We start from the raw sequence: 20,279 nt of genomic DNA, 5'->3' as shown, positions 1-20,279 counted from the left end.
TTCTTTTTTCTATTAAATTATAGCAAAAAAGGGGAATACTACTATGAGTGAATTAGAACGATATCGTGCTAAAATAGATGAAATTGACCGCCAATTGACGAAATTATTTGAAGAAAGATTACATATTGTAAATGATATTTGTCAATATAAGATTAACAATGATTTACCAGTTGAAAATCAAAAACGTGAAGAAGAAGTCGTAAATAAAAATATACAATACCTTGACAATAAAGGTTACAGTGAACAATTGAAACGCTTTTTCTATCATACTATCGAAATTGCTAAACAGGTCCAATACAAAAAGGTACGTGAACACAAAGCAAAAAATTCATTATCCCATAATACTGTTTCATCGGATATCACACATTTAAATATTGGTTACTACGGAGTAGAAGGATCCTTTTCAGAAGAAGCTATGTTAAAATATTTTGGCGACGTAAAACACGCAAAAAATTTTGTGGAATTTGAGGATGTATTTGATGCAATTAAAAACGGAGAAATTGATTATGGAGTTGTTCCGATTGAAAATTCATCAACAGGTACCATTTCTCAAGTGTTGGATTTAATTAATAACCGCGGGTTATATATAAATGGTGAGACAGTATTAAAAATTAATCAGCATTTAATTGGTATTCAAGGTACAAATTTAGACTCTATTAATGAAGTATATTCACACCCACAAGGTTTTGAACAAACTAGTGAATTTTTAAGAAGTTACCGCCAATGGAAACTAACTCCGTTTCATAGTACAGCGGATAGTGTAAAACTTGTGGCCGAATTAAATGATCCAACGAAAGCAGCAATTGCCAGTCAACGGGCGGCAGAAATTTACAATCTCAACATTATTAAAGAAAATATAAATAATAAAACCGGTAATTCAACCAGATTTTTTATCATATCTAAAAATCTGATTGCAAATGATACTTGCGATAAGATCAGCGTTGTATTCTCCTTGGAACATAAAGCAGGAACATTATATCATCTATTGAGACATTTTGCAGAAAACGATATTAATATGATGAAAATCGAATCAAGACCTCAAGAATTCGGTAACTGGAAATATTTATTATATGTAGATTTTGAAGGAAATATTGAGGAAGCAAGAGTGAACAAAGCTTTAGGATTAATCCAACAAGGTTGTGAATATTTCCGTTTACTTGGTTGTTATAAACAGTGTGATTTACTTGATTAGTAGAATTGGGTACGTTTCATAACGGAAACCTTATGAAAATAAAGACTTATCTAAACAAAGACGAAATCGATGAAGCACAAATTAATATCGCTATTTTAATAGTCACAAAGTGACTATTTAATTCCTAATGAAAGGATTATGAAATCGAACGAGAAGACTCCATTTATTGATTGTTGTAAAAATATTATTACATCATAAATAAGAAAGATGTATATGAGCTCATTAAGAATCACTGTATATGATAGATATATTTACAATAATTGATAATAAATGTTTATATTACAATAAATAAATTATGCTATAATAATATTGTTCAAAAATTTTATAAAGGACTCGTTCGAGGAGATCTTTTTATGGGGAATATTCGAGATATATTTACATTCTTTTTCTGTTTATTTTGTGTTATCGTATTTTCCTTTGTTTTATATTTATCACTATTTAATGAAATTCTCATATCAAAATTAATTAAAATTCTCTTTTTACTTATTATTATTTTTAATGGTGTTTTTATTGTCTTTGGTTTTAAAAATAATCAACACTGGCAAATAAAATTTAATAAAAATATTTCAACGATAGCAGTTATATTATTAGTCATTATTTGGATCATTTTATATTTTAATAAGTAAGTAGATAAAAACGGACAATCCTATCTGGAGATTGTCCGTTTTTATTTATTCATTATATTTCTGGAAAATTAGTGTTGCATTGTGTCCACCAAAACCAAGTGAGTTAGACATAACAATTTGTAAATCTCGCTTTTTAGCTTTATTTGGTACATAATCTAAATCAAGCTCTTCATCGGGAGTTTCATAATTGATTGTCGGAGGCATAATCCCGTCACGAATAGATAGTACAGAAAATACGGCCTCAATTCCACCAGCACCACCAAGTAAATGGCCAGTCATTGATTTGGTCGAACTCACCGCTAGTTTATAAGCATGATCTTTAAAGACAGCTTTAATAGCTTTTGTTTCATAAAGATCATTATAGTATGTCGAAGTACCATGGGCATTTATGTAATCCACTTCGTTATAGGAAATGCCTGCGTCATCTAAGGCAGCCAGCATTGCTCTTTGTGCTCCTTCACCATCTTGAGCTGGTGCAGTAATATGATAAGCATCACCAGTTGCACCATAGCCTACCAATTCAGCATAAATTTTTGCATTTCGTTTTCTAGCATGCTCTAATTCTTCTAAAACAAGAATGCCACAACCTTCACCGAGGACAAACCCATCACGATTTTTGTCAAATGGTCGACTCGCTTTTTTCGGATCTTTATTTCTGGAAAGCGCACGCATATTTGAAAATCCAGTAATCGTCATATCCGTAATTGCTGCTTCGGTTCCTCCAGATATCATGACATCTGCTACTCCATTTTGAATAGCTCGGAAAGCATCTCCAATGGAATTAGCACCGGAAGCACATGCGGTGACAGAGCAATTATTGATGCCTTTGGCACCGGTAATAATTGATACGTAACCAGAAGCCATATCCGGAATAAACATCGGAATTGTAAATGGACTGACTGCTCTACCGCCTCTTTTCATGAATCTGCGATGTTGTTCATTATATTCTCCAATTCCTCCAATACCCGAACCTATCCATACTCCAGCCCGTTCTGCTTGGATATTTTCCCCTATAACGAGATTTGCATCTTCTAATGCCATTTTACTTGCTGCGATTGCAAATTGTGTGAAACGACCCATTCTTTTCACTTCTTTTTTGGGAATATAGTTTTCTGGATGAAAATCTTTCACTTCAGCAGCAATTGTTACATCGATTAATTCTTTATCTACAGAATTGATTACATCTATACCGGATACACCTTCCAAAATATTTTTCCAACTCGTTTCTGAATTATTGCCAAGAGGAGTAACTGCTCCAACACCTGTAACAACAACTCTTCTTTTCATAAATTTTTCACCAACCTATTCTTTCTTTTATGAAGTATAAATAAATCCTATAAAAATGTTCTATATCCATTATAACGAGTTTGTCAATAATGATAAAAAAAGAATGATACATTCGTTGGATTTTTCTCTTAATGAAAAAATAAATTTTATAAACATTACACTTCTTCATTTACAAAGTTAAAAATTTATTCGCAAAAAATAACAAAAGGTGGTAAACTATTGGCAGAATCTTAAGGTGGAGGGACTTCCCTTGGTAAAAGAAAAAGACATACAAACTTGGGAGATATACGAAAATATACTTGAACAATACATACAAGCAATTGGCAAAAATATGAGTTTATTCGGGATATCACCGTCGGTAGGCCGTTTATTCGGTGTATTATATTTTTCTGATCATGCAATGACTTTAGATGAGATGGGGCAAGCATTGTCCATGAGTAAAACAAGCATGTCAACAGGCGTCCGCATGCTTTCTGATTTAAAAATGGTGGAATTGATACATAAAAAAGGTATAAGAAAAGATTTATATCAAACAGAAGAAGATTGGTATAAATCATTTACTTCATATTTTGGTACACGTTGGCGGTTAAAAACAGAAACAAATTTGGATGAAACGATTGAAGCGATTGATAAATTAATGGTTTTACTCGAGCGTACAAACGATCAAGAACTGAAAGAAAAGATAAACAAGGATATCGAAAAATTAAATTATGCAAAGAGTTATTATGTATGGTTAATGAAATTTATCAAAGTAGTTGAATCAGGAGAAATTTTTCAATATATTCCAAAAGACCATTCGAAATGATTAAAGGATTAATGGTTGTCTTTGTTGACAACTGTTAATCCTTTTTTTTGAAAGGAGTATTAAATGAGATCCCTCCATACTTAGAACTTTTTGAAGAATTTTAGAGGATTTTGGAGAATTATAGAGAAAAATGGTATATAGTTTGTACAGAAAAAACTGTACAAAAAATACAAACGGAAAATAATGTTTGTACTTAAATTAAATTTAATGTATAGTGAATTGGTGACGTTAAAAAATAAACCTAAGAAAATAACAGGATCCTAGCTCTTTTTCTGTTCTAATTTGAAAGAGGTGAAAATTTTGCCGATTATTGAAGTTAATAATTTAACCAAAATATTTGGTAAAAATGTAAAACAAGCGATGAAGCTTTTAAATGAAGGCTCATCAAAGGACGAAATTTTAAAAGAAACAGGTTGTACAGTGGGTGTAAACAAAGCAACCTTTTCCGTAGAAGAAGGGGAAATTTTTGTTATTATGGGATTATCAGGTAGTGGGAAATCTACCTTAGTCCGCTTATTAAATCGGTTGATTGAACCGACATCCGGTACGATTTTAATCGAGGGTGAAGATTTATCGAAAATGGATAAAAACGCTCTTCGTCAAGCACGTAGAAAAAAAATGAGTATGGTATTTCAACAATTTGGTTTATTCCCTCATCGAACCATTCTAGAAAATGCTGCTTACGGTTTAGAAGTTCAAAACATCTCAAAAGAGAAAAGGGAAGCGAAAGCAAAAAGCGCATTGGAATTGGTAGGTTTAGGGAATTATTTACATCAAAAACCTGGACAACTTTCAGGCGGTATGCAACAGCGTGTTGGTTTGGCTAGAGCTTTAACAAATGATCCAAAAGTATTGTTAATGGATGAAGCTTTTTCCGCATTGGATCCGCTCATTCGAAAAGACATGCAAGACGAACTCCTCGATTTACAATCAACCATGAAAAAAACCATTATTTTTATTACCCATGATTTAGATGAAGCATTACGATTAGGAGATCGAATTGCTCTAATGAAAGATGGAGCAATTGTTCAGATTGGTACTCCAGAGGATATTCTTGTTAATCCTGCAAATGAATATGTAGAACGATTCGTAGAAGATATTGATCGTTCTAAAGTGTTAACTGCACAACATATTATGAAGCGTCCAGAATCAATTAATATTAATAAAAGTGGACCAAGAGTTGCCTTAGAACGAATGCGTGAAGCAGGAATATCTTTAATTTTTGCTGTTGATAATGAACGAAACTTTAAAGGATATGTTACAGCAGAAGATGCGTCCGATGCACTGAAAAAAGGAATTACAGATTTAAATGAAATTGTTAAGAATGGTGTTCGTAGAGTTGATAAAGATACAACATTAAATGAAATTTTCTCCATTGTTCATGATTCACCAGTACCTGTTGTCGTATTAGAAAATAATAAATTAAAAGGTGTGATTGTACGAGGTGCTGTCATCGGAGCTCTTGCTGGTGAAGGTGAGGTGAACATGTAAAATGATAAAATTTCTTAACTTTATACCTGAAATACCAATTGCAGACGCAGTAGAAAGTGCAACGGATACTATTACTGAGGTATTTGCATTTCTATTCGACCCGATTTCTAAACATTTCGGTCAATTTATGGAATTCTTTGCAGAAGATTTTCTAATGTCAATACCTGCTTTTATACTCATTCTACTCATTGCAATACTGGCATTTTTTGTAAGTGGAAAAAAATTCGGGCTCCCTATTTTTTCTATTATTGGTCTTTGGTTAATTTACAACCAGGATCAATGGGAAAACTTAATGTATACAGTTACTCTAGTTATTATTGCAAGTGTTTTATCAATAATCATTGGTATTCCATTTGGAATTTTAATGTCTAAGAGTAAAATTGCCAATACTATTATCAAACCAATATTAGACTTTATGCAAACAATGCCTGCGTTTGTATACTTAATTCCTGCTGTTGCATTCTTTGGAATTGGCATGGTTCCAGGTGTATTTGCTTCCTTAATTTTCGCAATTCCACCTACCGTACGCTTTACAAATTTGGGTATTCGACAAGTTCCAAAGGCATTAGTCGAAGCTGCCGATGCATTTGGAAGTACAGGTGTACAGAAATTATTTAAAGTGGAATTACCTATGGCAAAACCAACGATTATGGCGGGGATTAACCAAACCGTTATGTTAGCACTATCCATGGTAGTTACTGCATCAATGATTGGTGCTCCAGGTCTTGGAAGAGATGTTTTATCTGCTCTTCAACGTGCAGATGTAGGTACTGGTTTTGTTGCTGGTATTGGAATTGTAATCTTAGCCATTATTATTGACCGTTTAACTCAAGGAGCAAACCGCAAAAAAAATTAAGTGAAAGACTTTTCAAATTAAGATAAGTTTCTATTTTTTTAAAGGAGGAGTTTGACGTATGGTAAAAATCAACTGGAAAAAGCTTGGGATTACTGTAGGATTATCTCTTGCTTTATTTACAGCTGGTTGTTCGTCTAATGAAGAAGATAAAGCTGACACTGTAGGAAAGGGCCAAGAGGTTGAACTTGCCTACGTGGAATGGGATTCTGAAGTTGCGTCTACTCATGTTATTGCTAAAGTGTTAGAGGATTTAGGTTATAATGTTAAAATTACTCCTCTAGATAATGCAGTAATGTGGAAATCAGTAGCAACAGGCGATGCTGACGCAATGGTTTCCGCATGGTTACCTGGAACACATCAGGCACAATACGAAGAATACGGTGACAAAGTTATTGATTTAGGTCCTAATCTAGAAGGTGCAAAAATCGGTTTGGTTGTACCATCTTATATGGATGTGAACTCAATTGAAGATTTAACAGATGAAGCAGGCAAAACGATTACCGGTATTGAAGCCGGAGCTGGAGTTGTTCAAGCAACTGAGCGAGCATTAGAAGAATATTCAAATCTTGCTGATTGGAAGTTGGAAACTTCTTCAAGTGGAGCAATGGCAACTGCTTTAGGACAAGCCTATGAAAAAGAAGAAGAGATTGTCGTTACTGGATGGTCTCCACACTGGAAATTTGGTAAATATGATTTAAAATATTTGGAAGATCCTAAAGGTGTTTATGGAGCCGAAGAAACCATTAATACGATGGTTCGTGAAGGTTTAGAAGAAGATATGCCAGAATTATATCAAATACTTGACAATTTCTATTGGACAATGGAAGATATGGAAGAAGTAATGCTTATGATTCAAGATGGAGAAGACCCTGAAGATGCAGCTGCAAAATGGGTGGAAGATAACGCAGATCGTGTTAAAGAATGGACAGAAGGAATTAAATAATTTAGTAAAATAAAGTCTAAGACCTATCTTTTCATACGAATATGTATTGTTTGAAAAGATACGGTCTTTTTTTATCTATATATGACAATTTTGTAATTCGTTAATTATCACTTTCATATTTATTATATGAGGTGATTTTATGGACATTGGATATATGTTAAGACGTATGGCAAATGATCATTTAGAAGGAAAATATAAAATTGCCATACAAGAAGAATTAGGAAGAAACTGGACATATGAGGAATTACACTTAATATCTAATAGGTATGCAAATAAATTACAAGAATTAGGGGTAAAAAAAGGCGATCGGGTAGGTATTCTACTCTATAATTGCTTAGAATATTTTGGTCTATATTTTGCAATTGCAAAATTAGGAGCGATTGCAGTAAGATTAAATTTTCGCTTAACAAGTTTTGAATATGAATATGCACTCAATGATTCTAAACCAAAAGTTTTAATTTTTCATTCAGACTTGATTGAGAAAATAGAACCAATTATTATGAAAACCTCCATCAAACACTTTATATGTCTTGCTGACAAATCATTCAGTATACCTAAATGGTGTTTAGACTTTGATACATTATCCAATGGGAAAGAACAAGAAGTATTGAATACTATTCATTTACAAGATCCTGTTATGCTTATGTATACTTCAGGAACAACCGGACGACCAAAAGGAGCAGTTTGGACACATGATACAACTCTATGGTTTGCTACAATTCAATCACTTAAATGGAAATTTTCTGGAGAAGAAGTTGCCATGACTACAGGACCTTTATATCATGTAGGAGCTATGGAGGATATCGCGTTGCCAATTTTATTAATGGGTGGAACCGTCATTATAACCAAAAGTAAGGGATTTGAAATTACTCGGATTTTAAATGTTGTCGAAAAAAAGAAAGTTAGCCACATTTTCTTATTTCCTTTTATGATATATGAAATGTTACATTTAAAAGATTTAAAAAAGGACAAATTAAAACATTTACAAATGATTTTCACAGGTGGCGATCCTTTAATGCCATGGGCATTAGAAACGTTAAATAAACAATTTCCACATATCGGAATTGTACAAGTATATGGTTTAACTGAAGGACAGCCGATTGCTGCGTCACTGGATCCACAGGACAGCTTGAAAAAAGGACATACTGTCGGAAAACCAATGCCTCTAACAGAAATAAAAATTATTGACGATGAAGGGAATGAATTACCTCCTGGAACTGTAGGTGAAATTGCAATTAAAAGTCCGGCTATTTCAATCGGATATTGGCGTAAACCAGAAGCTACTGCCCAAACTTTTGTTGATGGTTGGTGTCATACAGGAGATTTAGGTATTTTAGATAAAGATGGTTATTTAACGATTGCTGGTAGAAAGAAAGATATGATTCGAAGTGGTGGAGAGAATATTTATCCTGTTGAAATTGAGGATGTATTATACAGACATGAAGCTATTAAAGATGTGGCAGTCATTGGTATTCCGGATCCAAAATATATTGAAACCGTTTGTGCAATCATTGTTAGAAAAGAAGAAATGGAAGTAACAGAAGATGAGATCATTAAATTTTGTAAGCGATATTTAGCAAGTTATAAAAAACCTAGGAAAATTATTTTTGTCGATTCGTTACCAAGAACTGCTTCTGGTAAAATCCAAAAATATGTCCTTAGAAATACTTATGGAAGCCTGCAGCTTAATAAAGAGACATAGGAACAAATTCCTATGTCTTTATGTTATTATATAAATAGCAATGATATTTTAAGCCGTTATCATTATCTTTAATCATTCGTCTTTTACCAGGTATTGCCATTTAGGAAGCCTGTACTTTTTGAAATAACAACACAAGATTATTCATACATAAAACCATTTAATGAATTGATGTCACATGTTTAAAATTGGAGCGGCTGCGACATATGTAAAATCTTTATGATTGATTTTAGATTATGAATATAATAAAGATGGAATGTATCGAAATTACACATATCTACAACACAGGGGGACAGTCTATGGCAAGAAAATGTGTAGATATAAACAAACTCTTGGAGGAAACAAAGGAATTAGAGCATATTGACACAAGTTTTGAAATGATACGTATTGATATTGACGCATTACTTGATGAACAAGAAATATGCGAATTATCAGATAAAAATCAAGAGTAATGAATAATTAGAACACAATCTATTAATCATTTTTATTAAGCTGTCTGAGCATAATAACCACATCCAAATTTTCCTCATTTTTCTGCAATAAAACTTCAATATGTTTCATAAAACCAACATATGACATTATAGTTATAAACACACATAATAAGGGACTTTGTAAGAAGTCCCTCACTCTTAGTATTGATATCTTTTCATCGTGCACATAGTGAATACTAGTGCAGGTATTGTACAAGCTATCATGCCTAAAAAGGCCAATTGCGGTGAAATTTCATATAAGAAGCCGGTTCCGAATGAAAGGACAGCATTAATTAAACTCATACCAAAAGCTGAGTACAAACCTTGAGCTGTAGATATTTGGTTAGTTTCTAGATTCTCAGAGATGTATTTAATAAATGCATAATGAGCAATTCCAAAAGAGACGACATGTAAAGTTTGAGATATCATAAATATATGTACATTCGGAAATAGAAATATGATAAGCCATCGAATTGAAGAACCGACGGACGCAATGATATACATAGTTGATACTTTCAAATGTTGAAAATATCGATCGGCAATTGCAAAAAAGATGATTTCCAATAAGATAGCAAGATTCAATATAATCCCGATGTAAAAACTATTTACACCAATTTCTTGCAAATAAATAAACCCATAATTGTAATAAGACGTATGGGCACCTTGCAATAATATCGAAATAATAAGGACAATTAAGAATCGGCTTGAAGTAAGTAATTTTAAAATACTATCATATTCAACTTTTTGTGTTGTAAATTTTGGTTTCGTTTGTATGATGTCAGGTGTTTTTTGATACATTGTAAATGCCATAAAAAGTAGACCAATACACATAATCCAAAATATCGCGGCATCAGTAAAAAGTGATGTAAAGGTACCAACAATTATCAGTCCAACGGCATAACCAATTGAACCGTACGCACGACTTTTACCATAATTAATATGATCAGTGGCTACTAAAATTGTTGCACTACTTTCAATTGCAGGTAAAAAGTTCGGATAAATAGCGTTAAATATAATTGTAATAATAAATAGTGGTAAAAATGTTTCCGATGGTATGTATAAGAAAAGAATAATAATGGATAAAATTGAAATCCACTTCATTACAACAGATAGGGAAAATTTAATTGTAAAAATTGGATATAAAAAAAGATTTGATATAGATCTGCTCATCATTCCAGCGCCAATAACAATACTCGCCATACCAACAGAAAGATTTTTCTCATTGGTTAACCAGCCAGTCCAATACGGAAGAAATATCCCCCAAGTAATAAAAAATGAAAAGAAATTTAATGATAGCCATTGTTGATTTTTCATAAAATAATTCCTTCCTATACAAAAATAATTTCGAATAAATAAATTCATGCTAATAGCGTATCACATTTTTTATCATTTTAGTTGATCAAAATGAGTGTGGTGGGGAATAATATAGTTTTATATATATATATTATGTAAACTTACTTGATCTATCATAGGGCTGAAAAAATTTTTCAGCCCTATATAAATATCTCTATCGTTCTGTTTTCTCAGCTTTATTTTTATCAGGGAAGAGTAAACTAAATACAATACCAAAGAAAGCAGCTATAAAAAAGGTAGTAAATCTTGATGTAATGATGGAATCAAGTGGTGTACTGATCCAAAGGACCGTAAATACAAATCCAGATATAATTGTTGCGATAACTCCTATACTGGAATAACGTTTCCAAAAGAAAGTCATTAAAATAGCAGGGGAGAGTGTGCAACCGATGCCAGCCCAGGCCCAACTAACGATTAAGTATACAAGTGATTCTGAAGTAAGTGCAATCATCATGCCTAACAATCCACTCAGAATAATTGTAATACGTGAAGCTAATACTAATTGTTTATCCGTTAATTTTATCCCAAGCGATTTATGAATAATGTCTTCACTTACAGAACTCGTTACGACAAGTAATTGCGAGTTTGCTGTTGTAATAATTGCAGCCATTATCCCTGCTAGTAATATTCCACCAAACCAAGCAGGAGTTAAATCTAATATCATTGTTGGTAAAACTGTTTCCACATCAGCAAAAGATTCTTGTTCATACATCACGATTGCAGCTAAACCAATTGCAAATGCACCTGCATACGCTAATATTGTCCATACCGTACCTACAATTTTCGCTTGCCTAGCTTCTTTTTCATTTTTTAAGGCCATAAATCTCGCGCTTAATTGCGGTTGTCCGCCTAAATAACCGAAAAACCATGAAAAGTTGTTAAAAAATAACACACCAATTGCAAAACCTGTTGCACCACCAAAAAGTGAATCAAAATTTGGACCCGCTTGAATAAGTGACTCACTAAGAGATAAATCATTACTTCCTATATAAATAAATGCTATTATTGGTAATACAACCAAAGTTAAAAGCATCATTATACTTTGAATCATATCTGTCCAAACAACAGATATAAACCCACCAAAAAAGGCAGTTAAAATAACGAGTAGTGTTGTTAATACAATACCAGTGGTCAAATTCATATCGAAGGAAGTAAAAAATAATTTACCTGCTCCAGCAAATTGAGCTCCGATATAAAACATGAAGAAACCGGCAATTAATAATGTAGATAACCAACGAATAATATTTCCATTTTGACCAAATTTTGAAGCTAGGTAATCTGATAAAGTTAAAACTTTTTCCTTTTCCGCTTCTTTCATAAACCGACTTGCTAAAAAAACCCATGCAAAGATAATGCCAACTGCTATACCGACCGCTACCCATATACCTGAAAGTCCAGTTGTAAATACAAATCCGGTAAATCCTAATAACAACCATGCTGATTCACCAGTTGCACGTTCAGAAAAAGCTAGGGCCCAACCCGGTAACTTTTTTCCACCAAGTAAGAAATCCGAATGCGTAACACTGTTTCTACTAGTTAAGTAAGCAATCAAAATAATCACAATAAAATATAAAATAAAAACGCCTAAAACTGTGCTATTCATATAATCCCTCCTATACAGATGATGACACACAAAATGTAAACGTTTACATTAACTCGGTAAATATCACCTCCCTAATTCAAAACTTTAGGATGGAGAAAGTAAGGCATCTATCCATTATAATATTATGAAAATTACGTCAACAAATGACCGATAAAAAAACTCTTGTTATACAAATGCTTGTTAAGGCAAATAAGGCAGAGTACAGGCTTCTTGCTGGAATTGTTAGAGAAGGTCTATAATGGTGGTATTAAAATCGTTGTCATTTACAAATACATAGAAGAATGATCCTTATTTTTCAGTTATTAAAGTATAACTAAAACAGAGGGGGAAAAGTGATGAAATTTGATGTCCATGGTAATACATTACAATTGATCGTTGGGGATATAACCAAACAAACAACAGATGCCATAGTAAATGCTGCTAATGGTTCTTTACTTGGAGGTGGAGGTGTAGATGGAGCTATACATAAGGCCAGCGGTCCAGAACTTTTAAAAGAATGTAAACAAATTCGAAAGGAGAAATTAAAAGGGGAGTATCTCCCTACAGGTGAAGCAGTTATTACAAAAGGCTATCAATTACCTGCAAAATATGTCATCCACACGGTAGGTCCAATTTGGACGGGGGATAATGTCAATGAAAAGAATAAATTATTGGCTAATTGTTACATCAACTCTTTAAGTTTAGCAAAAAAATATCATTTACAAAGTATCTCTTTTCCATCAATCTCAACGGGAGTATACCGATTTCCAATCGATTCAGCTTCAAAAATTGCCCTGACAACGATCGTGAAATTTTTACAAAAAAATAACTTCGGAACAGTTGTTATGACGTTATTTACTAAGGGAGATTTTGAGATATATCTTCAATCTGCATTTGAAATCTTGGAACAAAACTCGGATGCCTCTTAAAAATGACTATTCGTTATTAATTTTTAACAAACTAGATTTATACAACTTAAAAAATCAAATTTTAAAACGTAATTAACAAACCCCTTGGATGAAAACCATTTACTGTGACAAAATAGACTGTTCCATTCATATAAGGAACAGTCCGTATATTTTCAATACACTATATCTATTTTTATTTGATTGTTTTCTATATCGATTTCAATTGTTTGTCGAGGTTGAATTTTTCCAGCAATGATGTGCTTTGCGAGAGCTGTCTCAATATGTTTTTGAATATATCTTTTTAAAGGTCTTGCACCATAAACTGGATCAAATCCATTTTCAGCAATAAATTTTTTTGCGTCATCAGTCAATGTGATTGTAATTTCTTTTTCAGCTAAGCGCATTTGCAATTCTTTTAAGAACTTCATTACAATGCCTTTAATGTTTTCTAACGTTAATGGTTTGAATAAGATTATTTCATCAATACGGTTTAAAAATTCTGGACGGAAATGACCTTGTAATTCATTCATAACAAGATTGCGTACTTCTGAACTAATTTCATCAGTATTTCCTTTATTTTCTGTTAAATAATGGGAACCAATATTTGATGTCATTATAATGACGGTATTTTTAAAGTCAACAGTCCGACCTTGTGAATCTGTAATACGTCCGTCATCTAACATTTGTAGTAAAATATTAAATACTTCAGAATGTGCTTTTTCTATTTCATCAAAAAGAATGACCGAATATGGGTTTCGCCGAACAGCTTCCGTTAATTGTCCACCTTCTTCATAACCGACATATCCTGGAGGAGCTCCAATTAAGCGGGAAACAGAATGTTTTTCCATATATTCAGACATATCAATACGAATAATATGATCTTCACTATCAAATAAGTTTTCGGCTAATGCCTTAGCTAGTTCTGTTTTTCCAACCCCTGTCGGTCCAAGAAATAAAAATGATCCAATTGGACGATTAGGGTCTTTAATGCCTGCACGCGCTCTTAAAATAGCATCGGAAACGAGACTGACAGCATCACTTTGGCCAATGACTCTTTTTTCTAACATGCTTTCTAATCGGAGCAGTTTTTCTCTTTCGCTTTCTACTAGTTTAGTAACTGGAACACCTGTCCATCGTGCTACGATTTCAGCAATTTCCTCATCTGTTACCTCTTCACGTAGTAAACGGTTTTCTTTATTTTCTTCAACTCTTTTTTCCAAATCATTTAATTCTTTTTCAAGTGCAGGTATTTTTCCGTGTCTTAATTCCGCAGCCTTATTCAGATCGTATTCATTTTCGGCATTTTCTAACTCTCGTCGTAATTGTTCCAGTTGTTCACGTTTTTCTTGGACCTTTTGTATCGCTTCTTTTTCCACTTGCCATTTTGCTTTCATTTCATTTAATTGATCACGTAGTTCAGCAAGTTCTTTTCTTAAACTTTCTAATCGTTTTTTACTTATCGGATCTTCTTCTTTAGACAAAGCTGCTTCTTCGATTTCTAATTGCATTACTTTACGGTTCACTTCATCAAGTTCTTGGGGCATGGAGTCGATTTCAGTACGTATGGTTGCACAGGCTTCGTCCATTAAATCAATCGCTTTATCGGGTAAAAAGCGATCGGTGATATAACGGTCCGATAGCGTGGCTGCAGCAACAAGTGCGCGATCATGTATTTTAACTCCATGGTGAATTTCATACCTTTCCTTAATCCCTCTTAAAATGGAAATCGTATCTTCTACATCTGGTTCTTGTATTAAGACCGGTTGAAAACGTCGTTCTAAAGCTGGATCTTTTTCAATGTATTGCCGATGTTCATCTAATGTTGTTGCACCTATGCACCGGAGTTCACCTCGAGCTAACATCGGTTTTAACATGTTCCCTGCATCCATTGCCCCATCAGTCTTACCTGCACCGACAATCGTGTGTAATTCATCAATAAAGAGAATGATTTTTCCGTTGCTTTTTTTTACTTCATTTAATACAGCTTTAAGGCGTTCTTCAAATTCTCCCCGGAATTTCGCACCTGCAACTAAAGCACTCATATCTAATGCAAATATAGTTTTCTCCTTTAAACCTTCGGGTACATCTTTCCGAACGATACGTTGAGCTAGCCCTTCTACAATTGCGGTTTTACCGACACCAGGTTCTCCTATTAAAACAGGATTATTTTTTGTTTTTCGAGATAAAATACGGATAACTTGGCGAATCTCGCTATCTCGACCTATGATTGGATCGACTTTACCAGAACGAACTTCAGCAACTAAGTCTCGACCATATTTTTTTAATGCTTCGTATGTACTTTCTGGATTTCGTGATGTCACTCGTTGATTCCCCCTGATTTCTTGAATGGCTTTAGACAAATTTTCATTAGTTACCCCGAGCGTTTTTAACATTTTTCCTATATCAGAATTAAGTTGTACTGAAGCTGACAAGATGTGTTCAACAGACATATATTCATCTTTTAAAGATCTCATACTATTTTCAGCCTCAGCAAAAACTTTTTGCAATTGATGTGTAATATAAAACTTACCTTGCTCAACACCACTTCCTGTAACCTTTGGTTTTTTATTTAAATGAAGAATTAAATGTTGTCGAAATTCTTCACCATTCAGATTAAGTTTTTCTAAAATAGATGTGATGAGATTTTGTTCATCCTCTATAATCGCTAAATAAAGATGGACTTCATCGATTTCTTGATGATTTTCTCGAGTTGCGATGGATTGTGCTTGAATAATCGATTTTTGTAACCGCTCTGTCATTTGATTGATATCCATAACACCACTCCTTGACCAAATTTGACCTTTAAATAGTATAAATCAAAATACTTTAATATGTAAAGGGACACATGTTACAATATTTAAGTTAACAATTGAAACCGATTTCTTCTAATCAATGTTAAAAAATTGTCAAAAAATAGTTACAGAAAGTGGATTGGAATGCGTTATATTTTTATGTACGGTATAAAAATCATTTGAAATGTTGTTGAAAATAGAAGGGAATTGCAATATGAATAATCGAGTGTATTTCTTGATGGTTATCGCTTTTATTGTCGGGATTGTTGAATTAATAATAAGTGGAATTTTAGATTTAATTGCTGAAGATTTACATGTAAGTCTAGGACAGGCAGGTTGGTTGATCACTGTTTTTGCTTTAATATTTGCATTTATGTCACCTGTATTACTTGTCGCGACAGAGAAGGTCGAACGAAAAAGGTTAATGTTAATTTGTTTATGGATTTTCTTATTAGGAAATATTATCACGATTTTTAGTCCGAATTATGCAGTGGTTTTCTTTGGTCGGATTGTAACAGCTTTAAGTGGGGCATTACTTACGATCCTCTGTTTAGTAATGGCACCTGCTATGGTCGAACAACAATATAAAGGTCGAGCAATTGGAATTATTTCTATGGGGGTTTCAGGTGCACTTGTTCTTGGTGTTCCTATTGGTCTGGTATTAGGGAACAACTTTGGATGGAGAGCTCCCTTTATTATGGTTGCGATCCTGACTATAATTTCAATCGTTGGAGTTCATTTTTTGATGAATCGTGTACAGCCGATGAAAGCAGTTCCATTACGCGCCCAAATTGCTAGTTTAACAAATCCGAAAGTTTTCTTCGCATTACTGACAACATTTTTATACATGTCAGGACATACTGCTTTATATGCCTATTTAAAACCTTTTATTGAAGAAACAATGGCATTAAATGGAACAATGGTTAGCTTGATTTATTTTATTTTTGGATTATCGGCCGTCAGTGGGGGCGGTATTGGAGGCGCACTTGCAGATAATTATGGATCGCGAAAAACAATTTCAATCAGTCTAGTCCTGTTTGTTTTCACTTTTGTCACCATTCCTTTTACTACAAAAATTGTCCCTTTATTTATCATTGTATCGATCATTTGGGGGATTTTAAGTTGGGCAATCTCTCCTGCCATGCAAAGCTATTTAATCGAAACATCTCCGAAGACAGCATCTATACTGCAAAGTTTAAATAATACTGCATTACACTTTGGGGTCGCTGCAGGATCATTTTTTGGTGGATTAATTATCAATATTGTTCCTATTACTTATAATGCCTTCATTGGAGCTATATTAATCTTCCTTTCGTTAATTACTGCTTATATGTCGATGTACAGTAAAGAAAAAGACCCCTTAATGATAAAATAAGAACACTTTTTAAAAGGCTTGTCGTTATGATCGGCCTTTTTTGTTTTATACCGAACAGTTGTATGTTAAATATAATGTCGGTTATGTATAAAAATCTTTCCATAATCTAAGTTGTCAGATTATAAAACAGCATATCCTGTTATTTACGGAATTTGGAAGTCGAATTTTTTTACAGAAAAAATAATGTGGGGTAATATAATAGTAATTACAGAAAGAGGGTGGAATACATCATGGAGATTGTCTTAAGAGAAGATGCGAAAACTCAATTATCTAACATAAAGTTTAAAGAAAACGAAGGAATTCGTATTACAACTGAACAAGAAAATAGTTGTTCTTTATTTGTCGATTATACACTTTTCAAGGATAAACAAAAAGATAATGATACCGTTATTGTAACCGAGGGTATCCCGTTTATCATTTCTGAGTCAACAAAAGAAATCTTACCTGAAAAAGTTTATTTAAATTTTGTTAACCCAACAGGATATAAATTATATACAGATGAAGAAATCTTAAAAGCAAATATGCGGTTAAAACTAAATTAAAGGAATATGGGGTTGTCCATATGTCAATAAAGTGGATTCTGATAGAGAAGGGTTGAGACACAGAAATTGTTTCAGCTTTACCTACTTTTGAGTTAAAAGCGAAATCATCACGAAGTTTCTATAACGGAACGTGAGGAAGCTGATGATATACCACTATGTACATCTACAAGTGGGAAAGAGAAAACTCATTATAAACCTCATGAACAGCCCTTTTCTATATTGAATAGATAGGTGATGGACACTTGAAAACATATTTCTGGTTAACCATGGATGATGGTGTCGATGTGTATGTACGTTGTTGGCAAAACAATGATTATAAACCACGTGGGGTTGTCCAGATCGTGCATGGTATGGCGGAACATGTTGAACGCTACAATGACTTTGCCGAATTTCTAGTAGCTAACGGTTTTATCGTATATGGTAATGACCATCGTGGACATGGTAGAACAGGGGAAAAAGCAGGGGTTTTCGGTTACTTTGCTGATTATAATGGTTTTGATCGTGTGGTATCCGATGTTCATCAAGTAACTCAATACATAAAAAAACACTACCCAAATTCACCACTTTTCATTCTTGGACATAGTCTCGGTTCTTTTATTACAAGAAGATATATACAAATATACTCAACAGAAATTTCGGGAGTCATATTATCAGGGACAGCAGGAAATCCTGGTGTTGCCGCTAAATTAGGTAAAGCTTTAGCTAGATGGGAGATAAAAAAATACGGACAGAAGGAACCAAGCCATCTTTTGAATAAACTCATTTTCGGTTCTTACAATAAAGGTTTTGAAAATGTGAAAAACAAATTTGCTTGGTTATCTAGAGATGAAAAGGTTGTAGAAGATTTCGTCCAGGATCCATTATGTGGATTTGTTTGTTCTACTCGTTTCTTTTATGATTTGCTCACTGGTCTTCAACTCATTCATAAGAATGAGTATATACAACAAATTCGTAAAGATTTACCAATGATGTTTATAAGTGGTGACAAAGATCCCGTTGGAGCGTATGCGAAGGGAGTAGAACAGGCGATAAAACAATATAAGGAAAACGGTTTAACTAATATCGAATCGATTATTTATGAAGATGGACGGCATGAAATGTTAAATGAGATAAATAAAGAGGATGTGTATAGAGATCTCCTTCTATGGCTTAATCGGTGGAGCAAGAATAAGAAATAGATATGTAAAGGCAGGTTAAAATTCATGATTAAAAAGAATATTCCGTTATCAGTATTAAATTTGGTCCCGTTAAGAACAGGGGAAGGACCGAAAGAAGCCATTGATGCGATGGTCGATTTGGCACAAGCCGTAGAACAAATGGGTTATACTCGTTATTGGATAGCGGAACATCACAATACACCATCACTTGCAAGTTCTGCTACAGCTATTTTAATAAAACATACATTGGAAAATACAGAAAAAATTCGAGTTGGGGCTGGCGGCATTATGTTACCCAATCATCCACCTTTAGTAGTTGCTGAACAATTCGGAACGATGGAAACATTATATCCCAATCGGGTCGATTTAGGACTAGGTAGAGCACCTGGTACTGATATGTTAACAGCCGCCGCATTAAGGCGGAATAAACATGAATCGGTTTATACATTTCCAAATGATGTAAAATCTTTATTACAGTATTTTGGTCCGAAAGAAAACCAAGGTTATGTTCAAGCTTTTCCAGGTGTAGGCACCAATGTGCCTATTTATATACTTGGTTCATCAACTGATTCTGCAAAACTTGCAGCAAGTCTCGGTTTACCGTATGCATTTGCCTCCCATTTTGCTCCACAACAAATGGAGCAAGCTATTGAATTATATCGTACCAGGTTCCAACCATCTGAATATTTAGATAAGCCATATATGATGGTTTGTTTAAATGTCATCGCTGCAGAAACAGATGAAGAAGCACGGAGAGAGTACACATCTTTACAACAATTTTTCTTAAATGTAGTTCGTGGTACCAAATCACCATTACAACCACCTGTAGAGAATATGAATCAAATTTGGTCAGATGAGGAAAAAGCAATGGTATCCGCATCGATTCGATTTACATTCCTTGGCAGTAAACAATCCATCCGTGAACAATTTATACAATTCCAAAATAAATACAATGTAGATGAATTAATGGCGGTGACTTATATTTTTGATCGTAAAAAGCAAAAAAAATCCTATGAGATTTTCAAAGAAGCAGTTGATGGAGCATAATAAATGAAACAGGCCTCTACAAATAGAGGCCTCAGACTGTCGACAAACCCCAACTCAAATGCTTCATTTGAGTTGGGATTTGTCTTTTTTTGCTCATCATTTTCTAAGATTCTTATCTTATTTAGGCTGGACATGGTCTTTTCCATGTCCAGTT

The 20,279-nt window shown here is 33.6% G+C and carries 17 protein-coding genes; 13 read left to right on the top strand and 4 right to left on the bottom strand.

Annotated elements, in window-relative coordinates; all coding sequences use genetic code 11:
* Window positions 1–43 precede the first annotated feature (43 nt).
* Both pheA and OEV82_RS10055 read left to right on the top strand, forming a co-directional pair.
* Window positions 44–1,192 (top strand): prephenate dehydratase, encoded by a 1,149-nt coding sequence (gene pheA / locus OEV82_RS10060; protein WP_263061790.1) that lies wholly within the window; start codon window positions 44–46, stop codon window positions 1,190–1,192.
* Between the two features lie 353 nt (window positions 1,193–1,545).
* Window positions 1,546–1,818 carry a hypothetical protein gene (locus tag OEV82_RS10055; RefSeq protein WP_263061789.1) on the top strand — a complete coding sequence of 91 codons (273 nt, stop codon included), beginning with the start codon at window positions 1,546–1,548 and terminating at the stop codon, window positions 1,816–1,818.
* Between the two features lie 45 nt (window positions 1,819–1,863).
* Here the strand turns inward: OEV82_RS10055 and fabF are convergent, their stop codons facing one another.
* A complete protein-coding gene (gene fabF, locus OEV82_RS10050; protein ID WP_263061788.1) occupies window positions 1,864–3,105 on the bottom strand; it encodes a beta-ketoacyl-ACP synthase II in 1,242 nt (413 codons plus the stop codon).
* A 250-nt stretch (window positions 3,106–3,355) separates the two neighbouring features.
* Here fabF and OEV82_RS10045 point away from each other — a divergent pair, with 250 nt between their 5' ends.
* From OEV82_RS10045 to OEV82_RS10020, 6 genes are all read left to right on the top strand, one after another.
* Window positions 3,356–3,910 carry a GbsR/MarR family transcriptional regulator gene (locus OEV82_RS10045; RefSeq protein WP_173657994.1) on the top strand — a complete coding sequence of 185 codons (555 nt, stop codon included), beginning with the start codon at window positions 3,356–3,358 and terminating at the stop codon, window positions 3,908–3,910.
* A 300-nt stretch (window positions 3,911–4,210) separates the two neighbouring features.
* Window positions 4,211–5,401 (top strand): quaternary amine ABC transporter ATP-binding protein, encoded by a 1,191-nt coding sequence (locus OEV82_RS10040; protein ID WP_317630483.1) that lies wholly within the window; start codon window positions 4,211–4,213, stop codon window positions 5,399–5,401.
* A 1-nt stretch (window position 5,402) separates the two neighbouring features.
* Complete coding sequence (locus OEV82_RS10035; protein WP_173657995.1) at window positions 5,403–6,257, top strand: ABC transporter permease; 855 nt, start codon at window positions 5,403–5,405, stop codon at window positions 6,255–6,257.
* Between the two features lie 58 nt (window positions 6,258–6,315).
* Window positions 6,316–7,200, top strand: coding sequence for a glycine betaine ABC transporter substrate-binding protein (locus OEV82_RS10030; protein WP_173657996.1), 885 nt, complete (start codon window positions 6,316–6,318; stop codon window positions 7,198–7,200).
* A 139-nt stretch (window positions 7,201–7,339) separates the two neighbouring features.
* Window positions 7,340–8,902: a class I adenylate-forming enzyme family protein gene (locus OEV82_RS10025; RefSeq protein ID WP_263061787.1), complete on the top strand. Its 1,563-nt coding sequence runs from the start codon at window positions 7,340–7,342 to the stop codon at window positions 8,900–8,902.
* Window positions 8,903–9,198: 296 nt separating this feature from the next.
* Window positions 9,199–9,351 (top strand): hypothetical protein, encoded by a 153-nt coding sequence (locus OEV82_RS10020; protein ID WP_173657998.1) that lies wholly within the window; start codon window positions 9,199–9,201, stop codon window positions 9,349–9,351.
* Between the two features lie 177 nt (window positions 9,352–9,528).
* Here the strand turns inward: OEV82_RS10020 and OEV82_RS10015 are convergent, their stop codons facing one another.
* Both OEV82_RS10015 and OEV82_RS10010 read right to left on the bottom strand, forming a co-directional pair.
* Window positions 9,529–10,683, bottom strand: a complete 1,155-nt coding sequence (locus tag OEV82_RS10015) for an MFS transporter (protein ID WP_263061786.1) — start codon at window positions 10,681–10,683, stop codon at window positions 9,529–9,531.
* A 193-nt stretch (window positions 10,684–10,876) separates the two neighbouring features.
* Complete coding sequence (locus OEV82_RS10010) at window positions 10,877–12,325, bottom strand: sodium/proline symporter (protein WP_263061785.1); 1,449 nt, start codon at window positions 12,323–12,325, stop codon at window positions 10,877–10,879.
* Window positions 12,326–12,660: 335 nt separating this feature from the next.
* Between OEV82_RS10010 and OEV82_RS10005 the strand changes: the two genes are divergently transcribed.
* Window positions 12,661–13,233: an O-acetyl-ADP-ribose deacetylase gene (locus OEV82_RS10005; protein ID WP_263061784.1), complete on the top strand. Its 573-nt coding sequence runs from the start codon at window positions 12,661–12,663 to the stop codon at window positions 13,231–13,233.
* A gap of 152 nt (window positions 13,234–13,385) precedes the next feature.
* Here OEV82_RS10005 and clpB read toward each other — a convergent pair whose 3' ends face one another.
* Window positions 13,386–15,986 (bottom strand): ATP-dependent chaperone ClpB, encoded by a 2,601-nt coding sequence (gene clpB / locus OEV82_RS10000; protein WP_263061782.1) that lies wholly within the window; start codon window positions 15,984–15,986, stop codon window positions 13,386–13,388.
* A gap of 232 nt (window positions 15,987–16,218) precedes the next feature.
* Here clpB and OEV82_RS09995 point away from each other — a divergent pair, with 232 nt between their 5' ends.
* The 4 genes from OEV82_RS09995 to OEV82_RS09980 all read left to right on the top strand — a co-directional run bounded on the left by OEV82_RS09995 (window position 16,219) and on the right by OEV82_RS09980 (window position 20,125).
* The gene (locus OEV82_RS09995; RefSeq protein ID WP_263061781.1) at window positions 16,219–17,379 is read left to right on the top strand and encodes an MFS transporter; all 1,161 of its coding nucleotides are present in this window, start codon (window positions 16,219–16,221) and stop codon (window positions 17,377–17,379) included.
* Between the two features lie 230 nt (window positions 17,380–17,609).
* Entirely contained in the window at window positions 17,610–17,921 is a 312-nt protein-coding gene (locus OEV82_RS09990; protein ID WP_173658004.1) for an iron-sulfur cluster biosynthesis family protein, read from the top strand.
* A 242-nt stretch (window positions 17,922–18,163) separates the two neighbouring features.
* A complete protein-coding gene (locus OEV82_RS09985; protein ID WP_263061780.1) occupies window positions 18,164–19,099 on the top strand; it encodes an alpha/beta hydrolase in 936 nt (311 codons plus the stop codon).
* A gap of 24 nt (window positions 19,100–19,123) precedes the next feature.
* On the top strand, window positions 19,124–20,125 hold the full coding sequence (locus OEV82_RS09980) for an LLM class flavin-dependent oxidoreductase (RefSeq protein ID WP_263061779.1): 1,002 nt from the start codon (window positions 19,124–19,126) through the stop codon (window positions 20,123–20,125).
* Window positions 20,126–20,279: the final 154 nt, after the last annotated feature.

This window comes from Pallidibacillus thermolactis, from assembly GCF_025660415.1.
In the GTDB taxonomy this organism is placed as follows: domain Bacteria; phylum Bacillota; class Bacilli; order Bacillales; family Caldibacillaceae; genus Pallidibacillus; species Pallidibacillus thermolactis.
The sequence above is the reverse complement of the archived record's forward strand: the minus strand, read 5'-3'. Positions and strand labels throughout refer to the sequence as shown.

Coding starts and splice junctions, on each gene's coding strand:
- pheA (WP_263061790.1), top strand. CDS start 44: ATGAGTGAATTAGAACGATATCGTGCTAAAATAGATGAAATTGACCGC.
- OEV82_RS10055 (WP_263061789.1), top strand. CDS start 1,546: ATGGGGAATATTCGAGATATATTTACATTCTTTTTCTGTTTATTTTGT.
- fabF (WP_263061788.1), bottom strand. CDS start 3,105: ATGAAAAGAAGAGTTGTTGTTACAGGTGTTGGAGCAGTTACTCCTCTT.
- OEV82_RS10035 (WP_173657995.1), top strand. CDS start 5,403: ATGATAAAATTTCTTAACTTTATACCTGAAATACCAATTGCAGACGCA.
- OEV82_RS10030 (WP_173657996.1), top strand. CDS start 6,316: ATGGTAAAAATCAACTGGAAAAAGCTTGGGATTACTGTAGGATTATCT.
- OEV82_RS10025 (WP_263061787.1), top strand. CDS start 7,340: ATGGACATTGGATATATGTTAAGACGTATGGCAAATGATCATTTAGAA.
- OEV82_RS10020 (WP_173657998.1), top strand. CDS start 9,199: ATGGCAAGAAAATGTGTAGATATAAACAAACTCTTGGAGGAAACAAAG.
- OEV82_RS10015 (WP_263061786.1), bottom strand. CDS start 10,683: ATGAAAAATCAACAATGGCTATCATTAAATTTCTTTTCATTTTTTATT.
- OEV82_RS10010 (WP_263061785.1), bottom strand. CDS start 12,325: ATGAATAGCACAGTTTTAGGCGTTTTTATTTTATATTTTATTGTGATT.
- OEV82_RS10005 (WP_263061784.1), top strand. CDS start 12,661: ATGAAATTTGATGTCCATGGTAATACATTACAATTGATCGTTGGGGAT.
- clpB (WP_263061782.1), bottom strand. CDS start 15,986: ATGGATATCAATCAAATGACAGAGCGGTTACAAAAATCGATTATTCAA.
- OEV82_RS09995 (WP_263061781.1), top strand. CDS start 16,219: ATGAATAATCGAGTGTATTTCTTGATGGTTATCGCTTTTATTGTCGGG.
- OEV82_RS09990 (WP_173658004.1), top strand. CDS start 17,610: ATGGAGATTGTCTTAAGAGAAGATGCGAAAACTCAATTATCTAACATA.
- OEV82_RS09980 (WP_263061779.1), top strand. CDS start 19,124: ATGATTAAAAAGAATATTCCGTTATCAGTATTAAATTTGGTCCCGTTA.